Below are 18,008 nucleotides of genomic sequence, written 5' to 3' on the forward strand. Positions count from 1 at the left end.
TTAGTAAATCTTAGCTAATATATACTACAGCAACGGACCTGTACTATGAGCAAAATAAGCAAGATAATATCATATAGATATGACTTACTAAAAACGAAAAAGTAGAAAATCCAACATTAAAGATAAAACTTTTTAAGTGGGTACAAATCCCAAACGGGGTGTGATCTCTAGAATATGGTGTGCACTCTACTATATATACAGCTATAGCTATGCAGAAATGTCCTAATCTTATATTTCTAAATACTGATTTTGCATAATACAAAGCCAATGCTTATATCTTTTCTCAGGACCTACCAAAATGTAGTATTAAGACCTCCATCTTTGGCTAAAGAGTGAGTCGCTCATCATTGATTAGTCTCAGCTAAAATTATTATATCCTTATATCAATTTGATTTACCACTAGCATTTGCTCCTATGATTATATTAAAACTTTTCAAATGAATCACTAAAATCTAATAATGATCGATAATGATTTATAGCTAATACTTTAAGCATGTAGAATAATTTTAATTTAAATTTTATCATGATGATATTTACTCTTATATTTATTTGAACTAATAGAAAAAGGTTCCACTAAAGATACTATAGCAGCTCAACATTTTTATATTGATAAGATTTAGAGAATTTAATACGTTCTATTTGATACTTTGTAGAGTTTTTATCATTGAATTCTTTAACATAATTTTTGATTTCTTTGGATTTTAAAAATTTTTACCTCCATTAACTTTTATATCTAAATTAAATTACTATTCTCTGAGAACAAGCTAATACAAATCCAAACAATCAACAAAAAACTATATAAACAATACTTTTTTAAAACATCTTAGTCTCCCTAAAATTATGGCTGACTATAAGACCAGAATAATCTATTAGCGTCATCTCCTGGGCTAAACTCTACTTCTCTATTGTCTATATACTCACCATACCTTGAGTTGATAAACTCTCTATCAGGTGGAACATAAGCAGCTCCTTGAGCTCGTTCTTCTTCAACCTCAGGTCCATAATACATATTATATGGGTTTGCTAGATGCATATAAGCATAGCCAGTAACTACACTCAACAATCCTACTGCTACCAAAATTATTTTTTTCATATTGTATCTCCTTAGAAGACCTATTATTCTAACTTCATTATAGATGTTTATAGACTTATATGAAAAAATTTAACTTTAGCAAACAGATTATTTGTTAAAATTACTCTTAGATTAAGATTAAAATTAGTAAAATCATGCAACAATATAACAGTAAATATAACAAACAAGCTATCCTATTGCTCAATCTTGGAACTCCAGACAATTATGATGCTAAATCAATTAAAAGATACTTGAAAGAATTTCTATCTGACCGTAGAGTGATAGAAGCTAATCCAATACTATGGAAATTAATCTTAAACTTGTTTATCCTACCAGTACGATCTAAAAAAAATGTCCATCCTTATGAAGCAGTCTGGGATAAACAACACAACAAATCTCCATTATTATTCTATATTGAAAATCTTGCAAAAAAATTAGATGCTAGATTAGATAGTTATATAGTTGATTGTGCAATGCGCTATGGTAATCCAAGTATTGAAACTAAGATCAAAAGTCTTCATGAGAAAGGTGCTACAGAAATAATAATATTTCCGATGTATCCTCAATACTCTGCAACTACTACGGCTACAGTTTACGATGAAGTTTATAGAGTTATAACTAAATTACGCTGGCAACCAACTATTAAGGGTATAAATCCTTATTACGATAATAATCATTATATATCAACGATTAGCCAACAAGTTGACATCCATATTAATAACTTGAAATATACGCCTGATACTGTTGTTTTTTCTTTTCATGGCTTGCCACAACAATATTTTGACAAGGGTGACCCTTATTACTGCCATTGTCATAAAACTTATCGCTTAATTAAAGAGTCTCTTCAAAATAAATACCATAATATTGATTTTACATTATCTTTTCAATCGCGTTTTGGTCATAAAAAGTGGCTAAAGCCATATACAACATTTAAACTTGCAGAACTAGCAAAACAAAATAAAAAGGTTGTTGTCATAGCTCCAGGGTTTAGTGTTGATTGCTTAGAAACTTTGGAGGAATTAGCAATTACAGAAAAACATAACTTTATTGAAAAAGGTGGCAAAGAATTTAGTCTAATACCATGTTTAAACGAATCTGATATACATGTAGAAATGTTATATAACATATTAAAAGAGGAAATATGTCTAAAAAAATAGCAATACACTGGTTTCGCCAATACGCGTAGCTAATAATCCCGCTCTTACTCATGCTAGCTAAGCTGATGAAACTATCAAATAATATTTATCCTAGGTGAAAGTTAAGCAATTGGTAATGCTAGTAAACTTTTGATACATCACTCTTTAGCTAATCTAAATAAATCTTTGGCTGACAAACTAAAATTTTACAAAGGAAATCCTTTATAAATTATAAAAAAAAAACTTGTCCAGGAAAATAATATCACTGATTTATATTGGAATAAATATTATGACAAATATAGCATAGATTGAGATACTAAAATTAAAAAGTTTCTTCAAGAGCAAAAATATAAATCTCATTAGTTTTAATGGCAATTTGCTTATAGAATCATGGTAGTGCAAAAAAAGATGATAATCATTATAAAATCTATACACCATTTTACAAAGAACTTATTAAAATTAGCAAATATCAACCAAATCTTAAAAAAACTGTTTTAAATAAACTAGTAATTAGCTAACTCTGATACTTTAGATTCACTCAAACTACTAGAGCCAAAACTGACTTGGCAAAACATCATAAAGGAGTGGCAAGTTGGTGAACAAGCCACGGCAAAGCTACTTGAACTTTTAAACTACTAAGATTAAAGATTATAAACGGCTTGTAATTATATGAGTACAGACGCAACATCGACTCTATCACCATATTTATATTTTGGTTAAATAATTTCCAAATCAAATCTTCAATGCCGTACAAAATTTATAGTATATCGGTAAAAAATGGTTGTTTGATGCTGAATTTGTAAGTAATAATGCTAACTGGCAATGGGTAGCTGGCTATGGCTTAGATGCAGCATCATACTTTAGGATTTTTACCCAATGTTACAAACTAAAAATTTGAAGCTTATGAAATATATCCGCAAATATGTACCAGAATTAAAGCTTTTGCTTAATAAACTAATTACTAAACCTTAGGAAGTAAGCGAGTTAGTTCTAAAAGAAACTAATATAACTCTTGGCTAAACCAATAGTAGATTTCACGTGATGAAGAAAGAATTATCATAAATCTAGCAAATTTCTAATTATGTTACATTATATACTAATCAAAGCTTAATTTAGAACTCTAGTTTAGAAATTGTGAAGAATTATTTTATTATCTATTTTTTGTTTGTAGAGCCACCTTTTTTACCCATTTCAGAAAATGACTCAGGATCATGCTATTTTCTAGTTTAAGCTTTTAGCTCTATTTGAATTATTTTTCTCATTGTAAGCTATAATCAACTTTCCTTATTTCTTGTTTATTGATTTCCTTAACATAAATATAAATTAAGAAATGATTGATATTTTCAAAATCAACTTTAACATAAAGAATCATTTTTTATAGTTTCTACAACAAGGCATTATTAATACTTACTAAGTAGCAAGAAGTAAGTTTTTACCAGATATTTTAACTAGAAATTTCATTAACATATGTTTAAAAGTTAACTTTTAGATTTTTACAATATTAAAATCTATTTATTGAGTATAATTAGCTTTTATAAATAATTAATAATCAAATTTTAAAATAAATAAAATAATATTTTCTAGGATATAAGTATTTTTAAATTAATTTATTCTTTACAAGATATATTATTAATTATAAATTTAAAATAATTAAAATATGATGTAGAAAAGTTTATGATGTTGTTTATAACTGTAATTCAAAGTGAATGTAAAAGTTTGAAACACAAAGCTTTGAATGAGTAAAGAAAGGAGGAGACTTATGAAAAAATAAGTCAAAAGTATTGAAACTATTCTACCAACAAGTAGTAAAAACGTCTAGGTGTAGTATTAGTCATTAGTTTATTTTCTGCAGGTTACTCTGATGAAAATAATAATTTAACCACCTAGGTCAAATAAAAAGTGAGTGACGCTGGTGATGATGTAGCTACTAAAATTAGAAAGCATATTTAAAACTAAAGATGTAATGACGCCAAGACCCTGCAGATAAAAATCATCAAATGCAAATGACGGTCCTATAGCAGTAATATAATTTAGTATCATCAGCAAATATGGTAATACATGATAATGTTTTTAATTATGAGAGCGAATATAGGAGAAATAAAAGAGACTTTACATGCTGATTAAGTTACATGTAAAATTATTTTCTAGGTTTTTTTAGGAATGGGAGATAGTTTTCAACATTACTACAACAAGCACACAGTTTTAAATTTTAAAAGTAGAAAATATAAAAAAGTCAAAAAAAAATATTCAAAGAAAGTCAACCTCTAGTTTAACTTTAGAGATGATAAATAAAGCCTATTCATATTTATGAAAGTTATGCCAGCTAATAAGCTTAAAATAAAGTAGTCATTGTAACAGGTGAGTGGTATAGAGGTAAAGTAATATCGCTTCGCATTTTGCTAAAAACCATAAAAGAAAAAAACAAGATGCTAATAATTTAAAAGAACTTCAAAAATTAACTAAAAATTCCAGTGATATTTTGGCAGTGGAAGTTGAACTTAAAATGATGATCAATTTGAAAAATTTGTTAATAAAGTATACAACTTTAGGGGCGTAGGCATAATCGTAAGTAATGCTGCTACTATAACGCTCATATTATCTCCTTAGCGAAATCTAATATTATTTTAGCTATTTCTGACTTTGATTTAGTTTTATATTGTTTATTTTGGTGTTTAGATAATATTGTCACAGAAGAGTCATCTTTACCAAAAACATTCGTTTCATTTGCCACAATCATGTTTAGATTCTTCTTGATAAGCTTAGCTTGGGCATATTCGATTATATTTTCTGATTCAGCAGCAAAACCTATCGCAAAAATTTGTGGATAATGCTGCTTACAATTAATCAAAATATCAGGGTTTTTTATAAACTCTAAAGTTAAACTATCATCTGTTTTTTTAATTTTATTAGTAAATTTATTTTTGATTTTATAATCAACAACTGCAGCACAACCAATGAAGATATCACTATCTTTTGCTAGCTCTAGCATTGCTTGATTCATCTCATCAGCACTTAGAGTTTTAACTATTTTTAGCTGACTATGATTTATATCAAAATTAATTGTGGTTTTGGCCTTAAGCATAGTCACATTTGCACCTCTAGCAAGCAGTTGTTTTACTAAAGCAAATCCCATCTTACCCGAGCTATAGTTTGATAAATATCTAACACCATCAATATCTTCAACAGTTGCTCCTACTGTTATGAGAACTTTTTTATCTTTAAAATCTTGAGAAGTATCTAATAACTTAAATAACTCTTCAGGCTCATGCAGTCTACCACCACCACTATCGCCACAAGCTTGAAGACCTTCATCTGGTAATATCAAATTAAACCCTAAAGCTTGAAGTTTTTTGACATTATCTTGAGTTAGTTTATTTTGCCACATATTTACATTCATAGCTGGAGCAAGATACACCTTAGAATTATCCTTATTAGCAAGGATAACTTGACTAAGTAAATCATTAGCTAAGCCATAAGCTAATTTAGATAGAGTGTTTGCTGATGCGGGAATTATAAATATCTTGTCTGCCCAGCGTGGTAAATTTATATGTGCCATACTTTGCTGATAACAAAACATATCTAGTTTTTTATCTATATAAACATCACAACCTAAAGCTACTAAAAGCTCAGGTTTAATAAATTGTTGAGCTCCCTTAGTAACAATAGCCTTACATTGAGTACCGCTTTTTATAAAAAGACGGATTAGATTTACTGTTTTAAAAGCTGATACACTTCCAGTAATTCCAAACAAAATTCTATTTGCCATAAAATATTATTCTCTATTTACTAAAATCTTTTTTCTTTTATAAAAGAAAATAATTAATAAAACTATAATTGCTACAGCAATAGCAAGGATATTAACTCTTTGTCTAAAGAGCCCTTCACTAGCAAGCCAAGATGTAAAAATAATTCCAAAGAAAATACTACTTGTCCTACCTAAAGCAAATATCATGTTACAAGCTAATGAACGAACTTCTGTTGGAAACTCAGTAGCAGCATATTGCGCCCACATAATATTATAACCACCACCCATCAAACCGATAAATATCCCATATATGAAGATAAAATTACTCGATATATATCTATAAGCAAAAATACTTATTAAAAATATAATAATATTTATAATAAAAAATAAATTTGGTGACTTGAAATACTGGTTATAAATACCACTAATAATACAACTAATAATATTTCCTGCAAAGAAACCAAATAAAAATATCTTCACTAATTTAGCAAAATCGATATCAGTAGCAATAAACTTAACTAAAGCAAACATTACAGTAATAACAAAGAAATAAGGTAGTGTAATTAGAAAATTTAATATCAATGGCTTACTGTAATTTTTAAAAAGAAAAACCACACTTCCAGCATTTTTAAATCTATCTGATGTATACAACTCAATAAAATATGGCGATTCCTCAAGAATTCTTCTAAAAGCATATATACCCAAGCCAGCAAATCCACCAAAAATAAACATCACCTTATAAGAAAATATACCCCAAAGTGTCGCAGCCACCCCACCTAAAACACCTAAAATATATAAGAGACTCATACCCCAAGAAGCTATTTTTGGTGGAAAAAATTCGACAATTAAAACACTTGAAACCGCAAATTCACTCGCTAAAGCAAGATATGCTAAAAATCTTAACAACACAAATATATAAATATTATATACAAATATACATAATATTGTCATTACTGAATAAAGTAATATACTGTATTTGATAACTGTAATACGACCAAATTTATCTGCTAAAATACCGAAAAGAATTGCCCCAACTAGTATACCTATCATCTGAATATTATTTATTAGATAATATATTTGTTGGATTTTAGTAGAATCAAATATTTTAAACTGTTGTTTCAATAGATCAACATAAGAAACACTAAATACTGTTAGATCATAAAAATCTATAAAATACCCAAAACAGAGAATAACTAAAATCCACTTTGTATCTTTCATTGTTTGAAAAACTTGATAATAATAGAATTATATTATAGATAGATAAAACCTCAAAAACTATAGCTAATAAGCATCAATCAACAATAATATTTTTCTTGTTTGCTGGAAATCTACAAAATGCTATATAACCTTATCTATAGCAAACCCAAAATATTGCTACAACAAGTTAATCAGCAATATAGTTTGTTATTGAGTAATTAAACATACAAATAATTATAAAGGTAACATAAGCATAAGAAGTTTTTTTGATATTTATTCTTCTATACTCAATACTATCCTAGATAGTCATTAACACTATTAGTATAATACTCATATTAATCTGAGTTTCTACTTGCACAGTATTAGTAATAAAGTTAAAACTACAAATAAAACTAACCCAAATACTCTATCGTGTAGCTAATGCACCTATACTAACAGTCGCAACCATATATAGCCTATAATAGAAATGTTATAACTACTAACATTAATCATGACCAGTTGTCTGAGAAAAATAAAAATATTACCGATAAGATAAAATTAGCAAGTAAATATCTGCACTATATATCAACACTTGGAGTAATTTTGTAAAATATCTTGACATCTGTCATTTTTATGCCATCGCATATAGCATTTTTGAAGAAGCACCTTAAGTATACACGGTTACTGATGGACTGATCACACTATCAATGATAAGTATAAGTAAAAAAATATAGCCAAACTAATAAGGTTAATAATTGTAATAAAAATGAAAAAATCTAAGCTAGCCTAGCTACACTTTACTCACTACTAAATATTCATGTGGAACAGCTAGCATAAATGTATATTGTAAACCAAGATATAAAGCCAATACTAAAACTAAGGTAATATAATTGCTAATGGTACATTTCTACCAGTATTTTCAACTTCACTTTCATATGCCACAACAGTTTGAAAACCATTAAATGTATCAAACCACCAGCAACTATAGCAGTCAATACTGATGAGAAACCAAACTAACTATTATTTGGAATATCAGCTGAAACATACTCATATGATCATGGCTATGCATAAGTGCATATGTTATAAATATCAAAACAATAATAACTGGCACAGCCATTATTAAAAGTAGTGATAGTAGAAATATTATAAAGGTAATACTAATAGAGAAAATGCTCTACCTGATGAGTTAAGACACCATTTTTGCATCAACTAGTTCATAGATTTAACACCATAAAATATTTTGGGTGTTGCTAAAGCTTCAGATGAGATCACTACAACAATACCAAACCAATTTGCAAAAGAAAGTGGAATCGCAAATATACTATTATGAGATATATCACTAGATCTAGTAGTAGCTCCTCTAACCAGAGACATAGGTACTACTTTACCTAAACCAAGTGAAATCATTAAAACTACCATGGTAGGAAAATCCATACCCAAAATGCCCAATTGCTAGCATTTTAAAACCGTCAACTACGTACCAAAGAGCCAGCCTGAGACAACCACTAAGGCATCACTAATAAGAACAGTACTAAACAGTTACATCTTTTTAGCAAGATACATTACTCATTTTTTTCCTTATATTATTTTTAAAAATTAGATGAAAGCAGAGATATTTTGCAATATTATTTATTCTTCTAGACTCATTAAAGAAGCATTACCACCAGAGGCAGTTGTGTCAACACTTACAGTTTTTTCAACGACAAATCTGCGTAAATATAATGGTGAAGCTGTTTCCATAGATAAGCTTGTACACTTACCATCTTTAGCAACACTCTCAGCAACAAAAGGTATAATAGCACCTTTGCGCAATGCTAAAGCTTGGTGAACTTGTTTAACCGCAGAGATACTACCAGAAAAAGCAACTAGTACAACTTTACTGTTAAATAACAATGCTGATGTTATCTCCTCATCATCTGATAAGACTAGATGAATCACCTTAGGGTTAATCCCTGCTTTTAGCATTAATTTAACAATATTATAAGCAGTTAAATTACCAGTATATGCTGGCTTAGCTACTACAGTATTACCTGCCAATAAAGCAGCAGTTGTCTGACCAACAAATCTAATTAGTAAATCAGAACTTGAACACATACTTACTACAACACCACGACCTTTTAAGCTTAACTCATTAATCTCACCTGTAGGTCCAGGTAAAAGTTGTGGGTGAATAAACTCTTTTTTAGCTTGAAGACAGTAATATGCCACCTGATGAATAGTTTTATCTATTTGAGTATGTGCATCTTCTACCGAAACATTCGACTCTACGACAAGACATGAAGCTATCAGGTAACGCTCTTTCTTTAATAGTTCCAAAAACTTCTCAATAATAGTAGTTCTTTGTTCAGCATTAACATTACTCCATAACTCTGCCTCTTTACTAGCAATTTCTATAGTAGTATCTACTGTATTTACAGAGGCTATATATTTCTTACCAATCGTTTTACCATTAGCTGCTTTAAGATTAGTATATTTATCTTTTTTAGCTTTTTCACCAGCAACAATGTTTGTAATAATATATTTAGATTTAATAAGCTTGCTAGTCTGCTTTTCATCTTCAGCTATTTTTTCAGGATTATAAATCTCTTCAACAGCCCCAATTCCTAAACATTTTTCATTAGCTAAACGATGCATATAATAAGGACCACCAGCTTTAGGGCCTGTTCCAGATTTACCTTGACCACCAAATGGCTGAACACCAACTACAGCCCCAACAATATTTCTATTTACATAAACATTACCAGCTTTGATGTTGTTTTTGACATAATTCATTACTTCATTAATTCTACTATGCACACCAGCTGTTAGACCATATCCTGTAGCATTAATATCTTTGATAAGTTTATTTAGTTGATTAGCCTTAAAACGCAAAATATGTAAAATTGGACCAAATTGCTCTCTACCTAAGTCAGATATTTTATTTATCTCAAAAGCAGTAGGCATCACGAATGTACCCTTTTGTGTATCTTGATTAGGCTGAACTTGATATATAAGCTTAAACTGGCTTTTTTTCTCTTCAATATAGGCATTTAGATTATATGCAGCCTCTTTATCAATTACAGGACCAACATCAGTATCAATATACTTAGAATCGCCTATTTTAAGCTCTTTCATTGCACCAACTATCATCTTGATATAATTATCAGCAATATCTTCCTGAAGACATAAAATACGCAATGCCGAGCAGCGTTGTCCCGCACTATCAAAAGCTGAGCGTATTACATCCGCTGTAACCTGCTCAGGAAGTGATGATGAATCAACAATCATAGTATTTTGTCCACCTGTCTCGGCAATAAATGGCACTATTTCACTAGATTTATTTGCTAAAGTCTGGTTTATAATAGCTGCAACTTCTATAGAGCCTGTAAAAATCACACCCTTACATACTGGATCCTTCACTAGAGCACTACCAACTGTTATACCATCACCAGGTGTAAATTGTAAAACATTCTTAGGTAAACCAGCTTTAAATAAAAGCTTAACTGCTTTGTAAGCAATTATTGGAGTCTGTTCAGCTGGTTTAGCAACTACTGTATTACCAGCTGCTAAACCAGCAGTAATCTGCCCCAAGAATATTGCTAATGGAAAGTTCCAAGGGCTAATACACACCATAGCTCCACGACCGGTAAACTCTATCTGCTTAAGGTGATCAGATAAAGCTGGTAATTCAATAGGACCATTAAATTCTTTTCTAGCTTGTGCTGCATAATAGCGACAAAAATCTACAGCCTCTCTAACCTCATCTATAGCATTAGTTAAAGTCTTACCAGCCTCAATCATTGCTATAGCAATAAATTTATTGGTATTTTCTTCTAAAAGATCCGCAAATTTCTCTAAAATATCAGCTCTTTTTGCCGCTGGTGTATTACTCCAATCCTCAAAAGCACTTTGAGCATTTTTTAGTGCTCTTTTAGCAATCTTAGCATCAGCATTAATTACGCTACCAATGACTTCATTAGTATTTGGATTTATAACATTTTCAGCTATTGTTTTATCAAGCTCAATGCTAGAAACTATAGGTTTTGCTTTATATGTATTTTTAAGCGTATATTTTTCTATTTGTTTGTACATATCAGCCAAAATAGCAAAATCATTAGTATTATGACCTTTTGAATTTAACCTTGGTGCAACTATATCTTTTGGGTAAGTTATATTAGGATGCTGACCACAGCCATGATCAATAGCTTTTTTGACAGGATCTTCTATTAACTCTTCAATCGGTAAATTCTCATCTACAATTCTATTAACAAAAGAACTATTAGCTCCATTTTCTAGTAATCTTCTTACTAAATATGCTAAAAGATGCCTATGTCCACCAACTGGAGCGTATATTCTACATGGAATATCTTCATAGCCTTCTTTACCGACGATATTGTCATATAGAGGATCACCCATACCATGTAAACACTGAAACTCAAAATCTCTATTGCCATTAGCTAACTCAAACACTACAGCTACAGTTTGAGCATTATGAGTTGCAAACTGAGGATAAATATATTGTTGATTCTCAAAAAGCTGTTTAACACAAGCTTGATATGACACATCTGTATGATATTTACGCGTAAATACTGGATAACCTGCCAAACCTTGCTCTTGAGCATGCTTAATCTCAGTATCCCAGTATGCACCCTTAACTAGGCGAATCATAAATCTTCTATTAGTTTTTTTAGCAAGTTTTGCTAGATAGTCTAATACATAAAGAGCTCTTTTTTGATATGCCTGAACAACGATACCAATTCCATTAAATCCTTCTAACAATGGTTCATGAGCTAGTCTTTCTACTAGTTCTAATGATATTTGTAATCTTTCTGTTTCCTCGGCATCTATATTCATACCAACATTATACTCTTTTGCTAATTGTGTAAGCTTAAGTAGTTTTGGATATAACTCTGTATGAATTCTTTGGTGCTTTGCAACCTCATAGCGTGGATGTAAAGCAGATAATTTTATAGAAATTCCTGGATTTTTTTTGATTTCTGTATCTGTTGTATACTTAGCTAACTCATGTATTGCATAAAGATACTGACTATAATAGTATTCAGCATCATCCATTGTCATTGCAGCTTCACCAAGCATATCATAAGAGTAACTATAGCCTCTAACCACTTTAGCTTGTGATACCTTGAGAGCTTCCTCGATAGTTTCACCAAGTACATATTGCTTACCAACGATTTTTATCGCTTGCTTCATCACTTGACGAATCACAGGCTCACTAGTTTTCTTAAGAAAGTTTTGAAAAACTTTTCTATAAGAGCGATGTTGATCTTTGAGAATTTTACCAGTTAGCATTAAGCTCCATGTTGCGGCATTAACAAATAAGTGTTTTTCCATACCAAAATGACTTTTCCATACAGCACTTGTAAGTTTGTCTTTGATAAGTAGATCAATAGTATATTTATCAGGTACTCTTAAAAGTGCCTCAGCTAAACACATCAGTACTATTCCTTCTTCTGAAGATAAATCATACTCGATCATAAAAGCATCAATACCAGATTTTTTGAGCCTACACTTTCTGACTTTTTCTACTAAGCCATAAGCTCTTTCTCTAACTTGTGCTTTTTGAACACTTGACATATGAGCTTTTTCAACAAGCTTTGCCATCGCTTCTTTTTCATCAATAAGCCAATATTTAGATATATTCATTATTTCTTTAGAAATAGGATATTCTCCTGAGTGATTTAATAAGTCATTCATACAACACCTTTTTTATCTACTTCAATTTATTTTGATTAAATTTTTTCTTTTCTTTAATAATTTTGTCTATGAGCTGTTGATATTTTTGTGGTGGAGTAACTCCTTTAAAAAGCCAATTAAACATATTAATATCTTCACTATTTAAAAACTCAGCAAAAAGTTTTTTACTAGAAAGATCCTCGTTCATATAACAATTATTTAAATATGGCTCTAAAATTATATCAAGCTCTAGCATACCCCTACGTGCAGAGTACTTGATTTTATCAATAGAACTAAACATAATATTACCGTTCTTTGTTAACATATTAATAACTACACAAATATAGGAATTACATTAGTTTATACTATACACTTAATACAACCAATATACTTATATAAATATTTGAAAAAATACTCTTTTAATTAGCTAAACAATCTGGTACCATTTGCATTAGAATTTATAGGTTTATTCATAACACTATTGCTTATCCAAAATAATTTTTTCAAACAAATTAAATATTATAAGGATTAAAAATCTAATGGCTATTAGTCAAAATGTTATAAAAATACTTCAAGATATTGATGAGCTAGATTTATTCAGCAACATCTCAGATGAATGGTCAACGCTTCTTAATGAGTCTGATGATGACATCAAAATAAAAAAATTATATTCTGCTTTAGTTAAAGAAAGCATTCGTCGCGAAACCGCTGAAAGATTAGCTAAAGATGCTAAGTCATATTGTGACCTTGTCCAAGAGCAAGCTAAACAACGAATATCTGATCTAAAAGAAAGTTTAGAAAGCCAAATCACTTTTCTAAATCAACAAATAAAAGATCTAAAAGTTGAATCTGCAAAGAATCTAGACTACTATAGAAATGAACTAAAAAAAGCTACTTGCAAATTAATTGATAATAAAAGCTAAATCAACAATATTATTAGCCTAAAAAAATAATATTTGCTTTCTGCAATATTTAAACCTTAGTTCAAAAATTTTATACAACTTAGATTATTGTAAATCCTATAAATCCAAAGTCTAAAGCAACTCACAGCTAATATAAATCTAATCTACAGACCAAAATCAATATTGCTAAAAGATTTTGAATTAGTTAAATTTCAGCTCTAGAAAGTTTTCTAAATCACTTTTAGACTTTGTTATTAATTTTAATTTTCCTATATCACTAATCAAAATAAACTTTAATTGATTGTTACTATTTTTTTTATCTATCAGCATTGCATTTAGATATTCAGATTTATAAATATCATTAGGAAACTCTATAGATATATTAAAACTACAAATAAAGTCTTTAAACGCTTCAGCTTGTTGTGAAGTTATCATCGATAAAAAGTGAGAAAAATCAATAGCTTGAGTCATACCGATACCCACAGCTTCACCATGCTTTAGACCAAGGTAATTTTGACACTTCTCTATAGCATGACCAAATGTATGGCCAAAGTTTAGAATAGCTCTAGCTCCTGTTATCTCTTTTTCATCCGCAGCAATAACTTGAGCCTTAACCTGACAGCTTCTTTTTACCATCTCTATCAAAGTAGCATTATCTTTTGCCAATATTTTGTCTCTATTTGAGTCAAGCCAAAGATAAAATTTTTTTGACATAAAAGCATATTTGACAACCTCAGCCATACCAGCAATGTATTCGCGTTGTGGCAAAGTTTTATAAAACTCTACAGAGGTATAAACAAGTTTAGGTTGATAAAAAGCACCTATCATATTTTTACCAAGCTGATGATTTATAGCAGTCTTACCACCTACTGATGAGTCAACTTGTGAAAGCAATGTTGTCGGTATTTGGACAAAATCGACACCGCGCTGATATATAGCAGCAGCAAAGCCTGTAATATCACCTATTATTCCACCACCCAAAGCAATTAAGACAGTTGAGTTACGCGTAAACTGGTTCTCTAATAAAGTTGACAGTATTTTATCTAAACTTTGTTGTGATTTATATTGCTCACCATCACCTAAAATACAAGTTTTAACATTTAGATTACCTGATAAAGCCACCAAAAGTCTAGTCAAATATAAACTTTCTACTGTAGTATTTGTAACAACCAAAACTTGTTTGTTAACAACATATTTAAGAATATGCGAAAAATCTAGCGATGATTCAATAATAATATAATAACTAGCACTAAAAGTAGGGTTTACTAATAACTTATTGATCACAGAATAGTTTCTTCTACTAAGAATGTCGATATTTTATTGACAATATTTTTAACTGTTGCACCATTAGTTTCTACAACCACATCAGCGATACTTCTGTACAGTGGTTCTCTCTCTATCATAAGTTTCTCAAGAACTGGTCTTTTATCATCAACTCTTAACAGTGGTCTTTTCGTATCTTTAGAAGTTCTCTCAAGTTGTTGCTCAATAGTCGCCTCAAGGTATACAACCTTACCTCGTGATGACAATAATGACCTAGTATCTGGATCAAGTATAGCACCACCACCTGTAGCTAAAACTATATTTTGCTTTTCAACTAAAATCTCAGCAATAACTTCTCTTTCACGCTTTCTAAAACCTTCTTCGCCCTCTAAATCAAAGATCCAATTAATATCAACACCACATTTTTTTTCAATAACATTATCAGAATCGATAAATTCTAATTTTAACTGTTTTGCTAACTGCTTACCAATAGTAGATTTTCCAGCACCCACTGGACCAATTAAGAAAATATTTTTTGTTCTTATCATTTTTGACTCAAAATTGTAAGTTAATTATACACTGTGATAGTTTGTTACTAATCACCCCTCGTACATAAAAATTATAGGCTATACGATACCTAAATATTAATACTTTTGCAACTATTATCTGCTATCATTTTTGAACACGTGACTGAATGATTTTTGGAGTTATAAAAATTAAAAGTTCCGAATCTTGATCCTGGATTCTTATATAGCTAAATAAATAACCTAAATAAGGAATATCTCCTAACAGTGGAATTTTATTACGCTCTTCTTTTTGAACTTTTTGATATATACCACCTATTACCACTGTATCTCCATCTTTTGTCATAACTTTTGTAGTTATCTCTCTCTTTTTGATAATCGGTGGTAAATCACCACCATCAGGAGTTTTACCAGGAGAAGCACCTACTGAGTTTTTAGTAACAAGGATATCCATAATAATTTTACCATCTGGAGCAATTTGCGGAGTTACTTGTAGTTCTAAAACTGCCTCTTGAAAAGCAATTGCAGCAGCACCAGAAGCTGTTGCTTGGTTATATGGAACATCAGAACCATCTTTAATAAAAGCTACTTGATTATTTGCAACCACTAAGTGTGGTGATGCCACCTCATTTGCTAGAGATTCACTTTCAAGAGCTTTAATTTCCATACTCAACTTAACTCCACCAGCTAAAGTGTATGCAAGCTCCGCAGTAGTACCAATAAATGGGCCCGGCGTTGATCCCGGTGTTGGTGTAGCACCACTATTAAAAGTATCCAAACCTACATTAACTCTTCCAGCTGGATCACTAACTCCATAGTTAAAACCTAGCTCAAGCTTACTTGTTCTAAGTATCTCGACGATTCTAGCTTCTATCAAAACCTGATCATTTGGTATATCAATTTCATTGACAACCTCTCTTATACGCGGTAGCTTTTCTTCGGTATCTATTACTATTAAAGTATTTGTCCGTGCATCAGAGGTAATATTGCCTCGAGGTGACATAATACCACCATTTTGTTTTGCCATCGAAGTGATAACTGTTTGTGCAGCTTGAGCAGTAGTATAATTTAGCGGTATAAATTCAGTCACTAAAGTAGCATTATTCTCTAATGAGCGTTTTGTTTGTAACTCTAACTGCTCTTGAGCAGCGATTTCAGCTGCAGTGGCTACATACAATATACTACTCATTTTTTTCGTAGCTAAGCCTTTACTAACTAAAACAATATTCATTACCTCATTCCAAGGCACATTTTTTAGGTCAATAGAAATATTACCGCGCACACTACTACTAACTACGAGATTTAAACCTGCAAATTCAGATAATACTTGTAACACCGTCTGTACTGGGGCATCCTTGAAAGATATTGAAATTGTCTCATTAACATTAAATCCCTCAATACAACTATTGCGTCTATCAATCTTAAACTTAAATACATTACCCTCTTTAAAATCACTTAGAGAAATTCTATCAAGAGAATGAATTACAAAGACTACATTACCTCCATCCTTGAAAATCTTGATAGAGTCAACTATCGTATTAAAAACTTTAGTATCAATATTACTAATCCACTTATCAGATATAGTGGTATTATCAAAAGTTATTGTTAGTGTATAACCATCTTGTGATAGCTTAGTTTTATAGCCTAAGAAATTATTTATGTTCTCCTCAAAAGCAACTTCAAATACAGCGCCACCATTTAAACTACGATGAAACTCAAGATCTTTAATATGTTTATCAATAGTTTTATCTTTATTTTCTTCTCTTCCAACAATTTTTGCTTCAGGCTGTTCCGAACCATGCGACTGATTATATATTTGAGCTTTTTTAATATCAGCTAGTGAGAGATCATAACCTAGAAAACCACCTAAAATTGTTAGAACAGCTAATAAATTCTTTCTTGCAAAAAACATCACTTTACCTTACTAATGTATAACCGTTTGAATCTTTTCCCAGATTCTTTTTTGGTTATTTTTCTTCCACTCATCTACAACAATACCTTCTTTTGTAACTTCTTCAATTTGACCATAATTTTGACCAACTAGCTCACCTTTTTTTAGGTACATTGGCTTATTTTCCATCGAGCTTTCAACAATACCCCATTTTTGTTTATTCTGATAAACAACTCCCTTAAACTTAAAAGAATCTAATGGATAGTGCTGTAAATTAGTAGCTTTAGCATCCATAATCTTTTGTAATTCAGGAGGTACTACAATTGGTTTTAACTTAACAATATTTTTATTTTGTTGAGATCTAATAATTGGCACTTTCTTTTCAAATGGTAGATAGTGATCCATATTAAAAACATTCCTAATTTTTGATAGTCTTTCAAAAGTTAATGTATCACCCTTATACTCAGGAATATCAAGCTTTTCTGTGCTTTTAATACTTTTCATATTCTTCTGAATTAGCTGGTTTATCTCATTTATTCTCGACTCGTAGCTAGCAAAGCCTAAATTATAACCACCAATCAAAACTATAAGAAGTATTTTTTTTAATCTTTGATATTTTATCATCT

At 30.4% G+C, this 18,008-nt stretch carries 12 protein-coding genes and 3 pseudogenes; 4 read left to right on the top strand and 11 right to left on the bottom strand.

Translation table 11 applies throughout. The features are described 5' to 3' along the window. Positions 1–139 precede the first annotated feature (139 nt). A pseudogene (locus FSC845_RS10135) lies at positions 140–254 on the top strand (DNA polymerase IV); the annotation flags it as partial. 257 nt (positions 255–511) lie between these two features. Here FSC845_RS10135 and FSC845_RS09760 read toward each other — a convergent pair. Both FSC845_RS09760 and FSC845_RS05505 read right to left on the bottom strand, forming a co-directional pair. Next, positions 512–783 (bottom strand): annotated as a pseudogene (locus FSC845_RS09760) (hypothetical protein). 55 nt (positions 784–838) lie between these two features. After that, positions 839–1,093: a hypothetical protein gene (locus FSC845_RS05505; RefSeq protein ID WP_064461050.1), complete on the bottom strand. Its 255-nt coding sequence runs from the start codon at positions 1,091–1,093 to the stop codon at positions 839–841. A gap of 134 nt (positions 1,094–1,227) precedes the next feature. Here FSC845_RS05505 and hemH point away from each other — a divergent pair, with 134 nt between their 5' ends. Both hemH and FSC845_RS09010 read left to right on the top strand, forming a co-directional pair. Further along, on the top strand, positions 1,228–2,229 hold the full coding sequence (hemH, locus tag FSC845_RS05510; protein WP_064461051.1) for a ferrochelatase: 1,002 nt from the start codon (positions 1,228–1,230) through the stop codon (positions 2,227–2,229). Positions 2,230–2,989: 760 nt separating this feature from the next. Beyond that, positions 2,990–3,106 (top strand): FAD-binding domain-containing protein, encoded by a 117-nt coding sequence (locus FSC845_RS09010; RefSeq protein ID WP_227806667.1) that lies wholly within the window; start codon positions 2,990–2,992, stop codon positions 3,104–3,106. Positions 3,107–4,798: 1,692 nt separating this feature from the next. Here FSC845_RS09010 and coaBC read toward each other — a convergent pair. From coaBC to FSC845_RS05535, 5 genes and pseudogenes are all read right to left on the bottom strand, one after another. Next, a complete protein-coding gene (coaBC, locus tag FSC845_RS05515; protein ID WP_064461052.1) occupies positions 4,799–5,974 on the bottom strand; it encodes a bifunctional phosphopantothenoylcysteine decarboxylase/phosphopantothenate--cysteine ligase CoaBC in 1,176 nt (391 codons plus the stop codon). Between the two features lie 6 nt (positions 5,975–5,980). Beyond that, positions 5,981–7,171 carry an MFS transporter gene (locus FSC845_RS05520; RefSeq protein ID WP_064461053.1) on the bottom strand — a complete coding sequence of 397 codons (1,191 nt, stop codon included), beginning with the start codon at positions 7,169–7,171 and terminating at the stop codon, positions 5,981–5,983. A gap of 73 nt (positions 7,172–7,244) precedes the next feature. After that, positions 7,245–8,602 (bottom strand): annotated as a pseudogene (locus FSC845_RS10140) (APC family permease). 156 nt (positions 8,603–8,758) lie between these two features. Further along, positions 8,759–12,823: a bifunctional proline dehydrogenase/L-glutamate gamma-semialdehyde dehydrogenase PutA gene (gene putA / locus FSC845_RS05530; RefSeq protein WP_064461054.1), complete on the bottom strand. Its 4,065-nt coding sequence runs from the start codon at positions 12,821–12,823 to the stop codon at positions 8,759–8,761. 16 nt (positions 12,824–12,839) lie between these two features. Next, the gene (locus tag FSC845_RS05535; RefSeq protein ID WP_064461055.1) at positions 12,840–13,127 is read right to left on the bottom strand and encodes an FAD assembly factor SdhE; all 288 of its coding nucleotides are present in this window, start codon (positions 13,125–13,127) and stop codon (positions 12,840–12,842) included. Positions 13,128–13,341: 214 nt separating this feature from the next. Between FSC845_RS05535 and FSC845_RS05540 the strand changes: the two genes are divergently transcribed. Next, a complete protein-coding gene (locus FSC845_RS05540) occupies positions 13,342–13,725 on the top strand; it encodes a hypothetical protein (protein ID WP_064461056.1) in 384 nt (127 codons plus the stop codon). Positions 13,726–13,905: 180 nt separating this feature from the next. On the opposite strand, the gene aroB is transcribed toward FSC845_RS05540, so the two are convergent. The 4 genes from aroB to FSC845_RS05560 form a co-directional block, all read right to left on the bottom strand. Then, positions 13,906–14,988 carry a 3-dehydroquinate synthase gene (gene aroB, locus FSC845_RS05545; RefSeq protein ID WP_064461057.1) on the bottom strand — a complete coding sequence of 361 codons (1,083 nt, stop codon included), beginning with the start codon at positions 14,986–14,988 and terminating at the stop codon, positions 13,906–13,908. After that, on the bottom strand, positions 14,985–15,515 hold the full coding sequence (aroK, locus tag FSC845_RS05550; protein WP_064461058.1) for a shikimate kinase AroK: 531 nt from the start codon (positions 15,513–15,515) through the stop codon (positions 14,985–14,987). The genes aroB and aroK overlap by 4 nt, the downstream gene beginning before the upstream one ends. Positions 15,516–15,639: 124 nt before the next feature. Beyond that, positions 15,640–17,403: a type IV pilus secretin PilQ family protein gene (locus FSC845_RS05555; RefSeq protein ID WP_064461059.1), complete on the bottom strand. Its 1,764-nt coding sequence runs from the start codon at positions 17,401–17,403 to the stop codon at positions 15,640–15,642. 12 nt (positions 17,404–17,415) lie between these two features. Beyond that, a complete protein-coding gene (locus tag FSC845_RS05560) occupies positions 17,416–18,006 on the bottom strand; it encodes a pilus assembly protein PilP (RefSeq protein WP_064461060.1) in 591 nt (196 codons plus the stop codon). Between the last annotated feature and the right edge of the window lie 2 nt (positions 18,007–18,008).

Source organism: Francisella persica ATCC VR-331 (assembly GCF_001653955.1).
Taxonomy (GTDB): domain Bacteria; phylum Pseudomonadota; class Gammaproteobacteria; order Francisellales; family Francisellaceae; genus Francisella; species Francisella persica.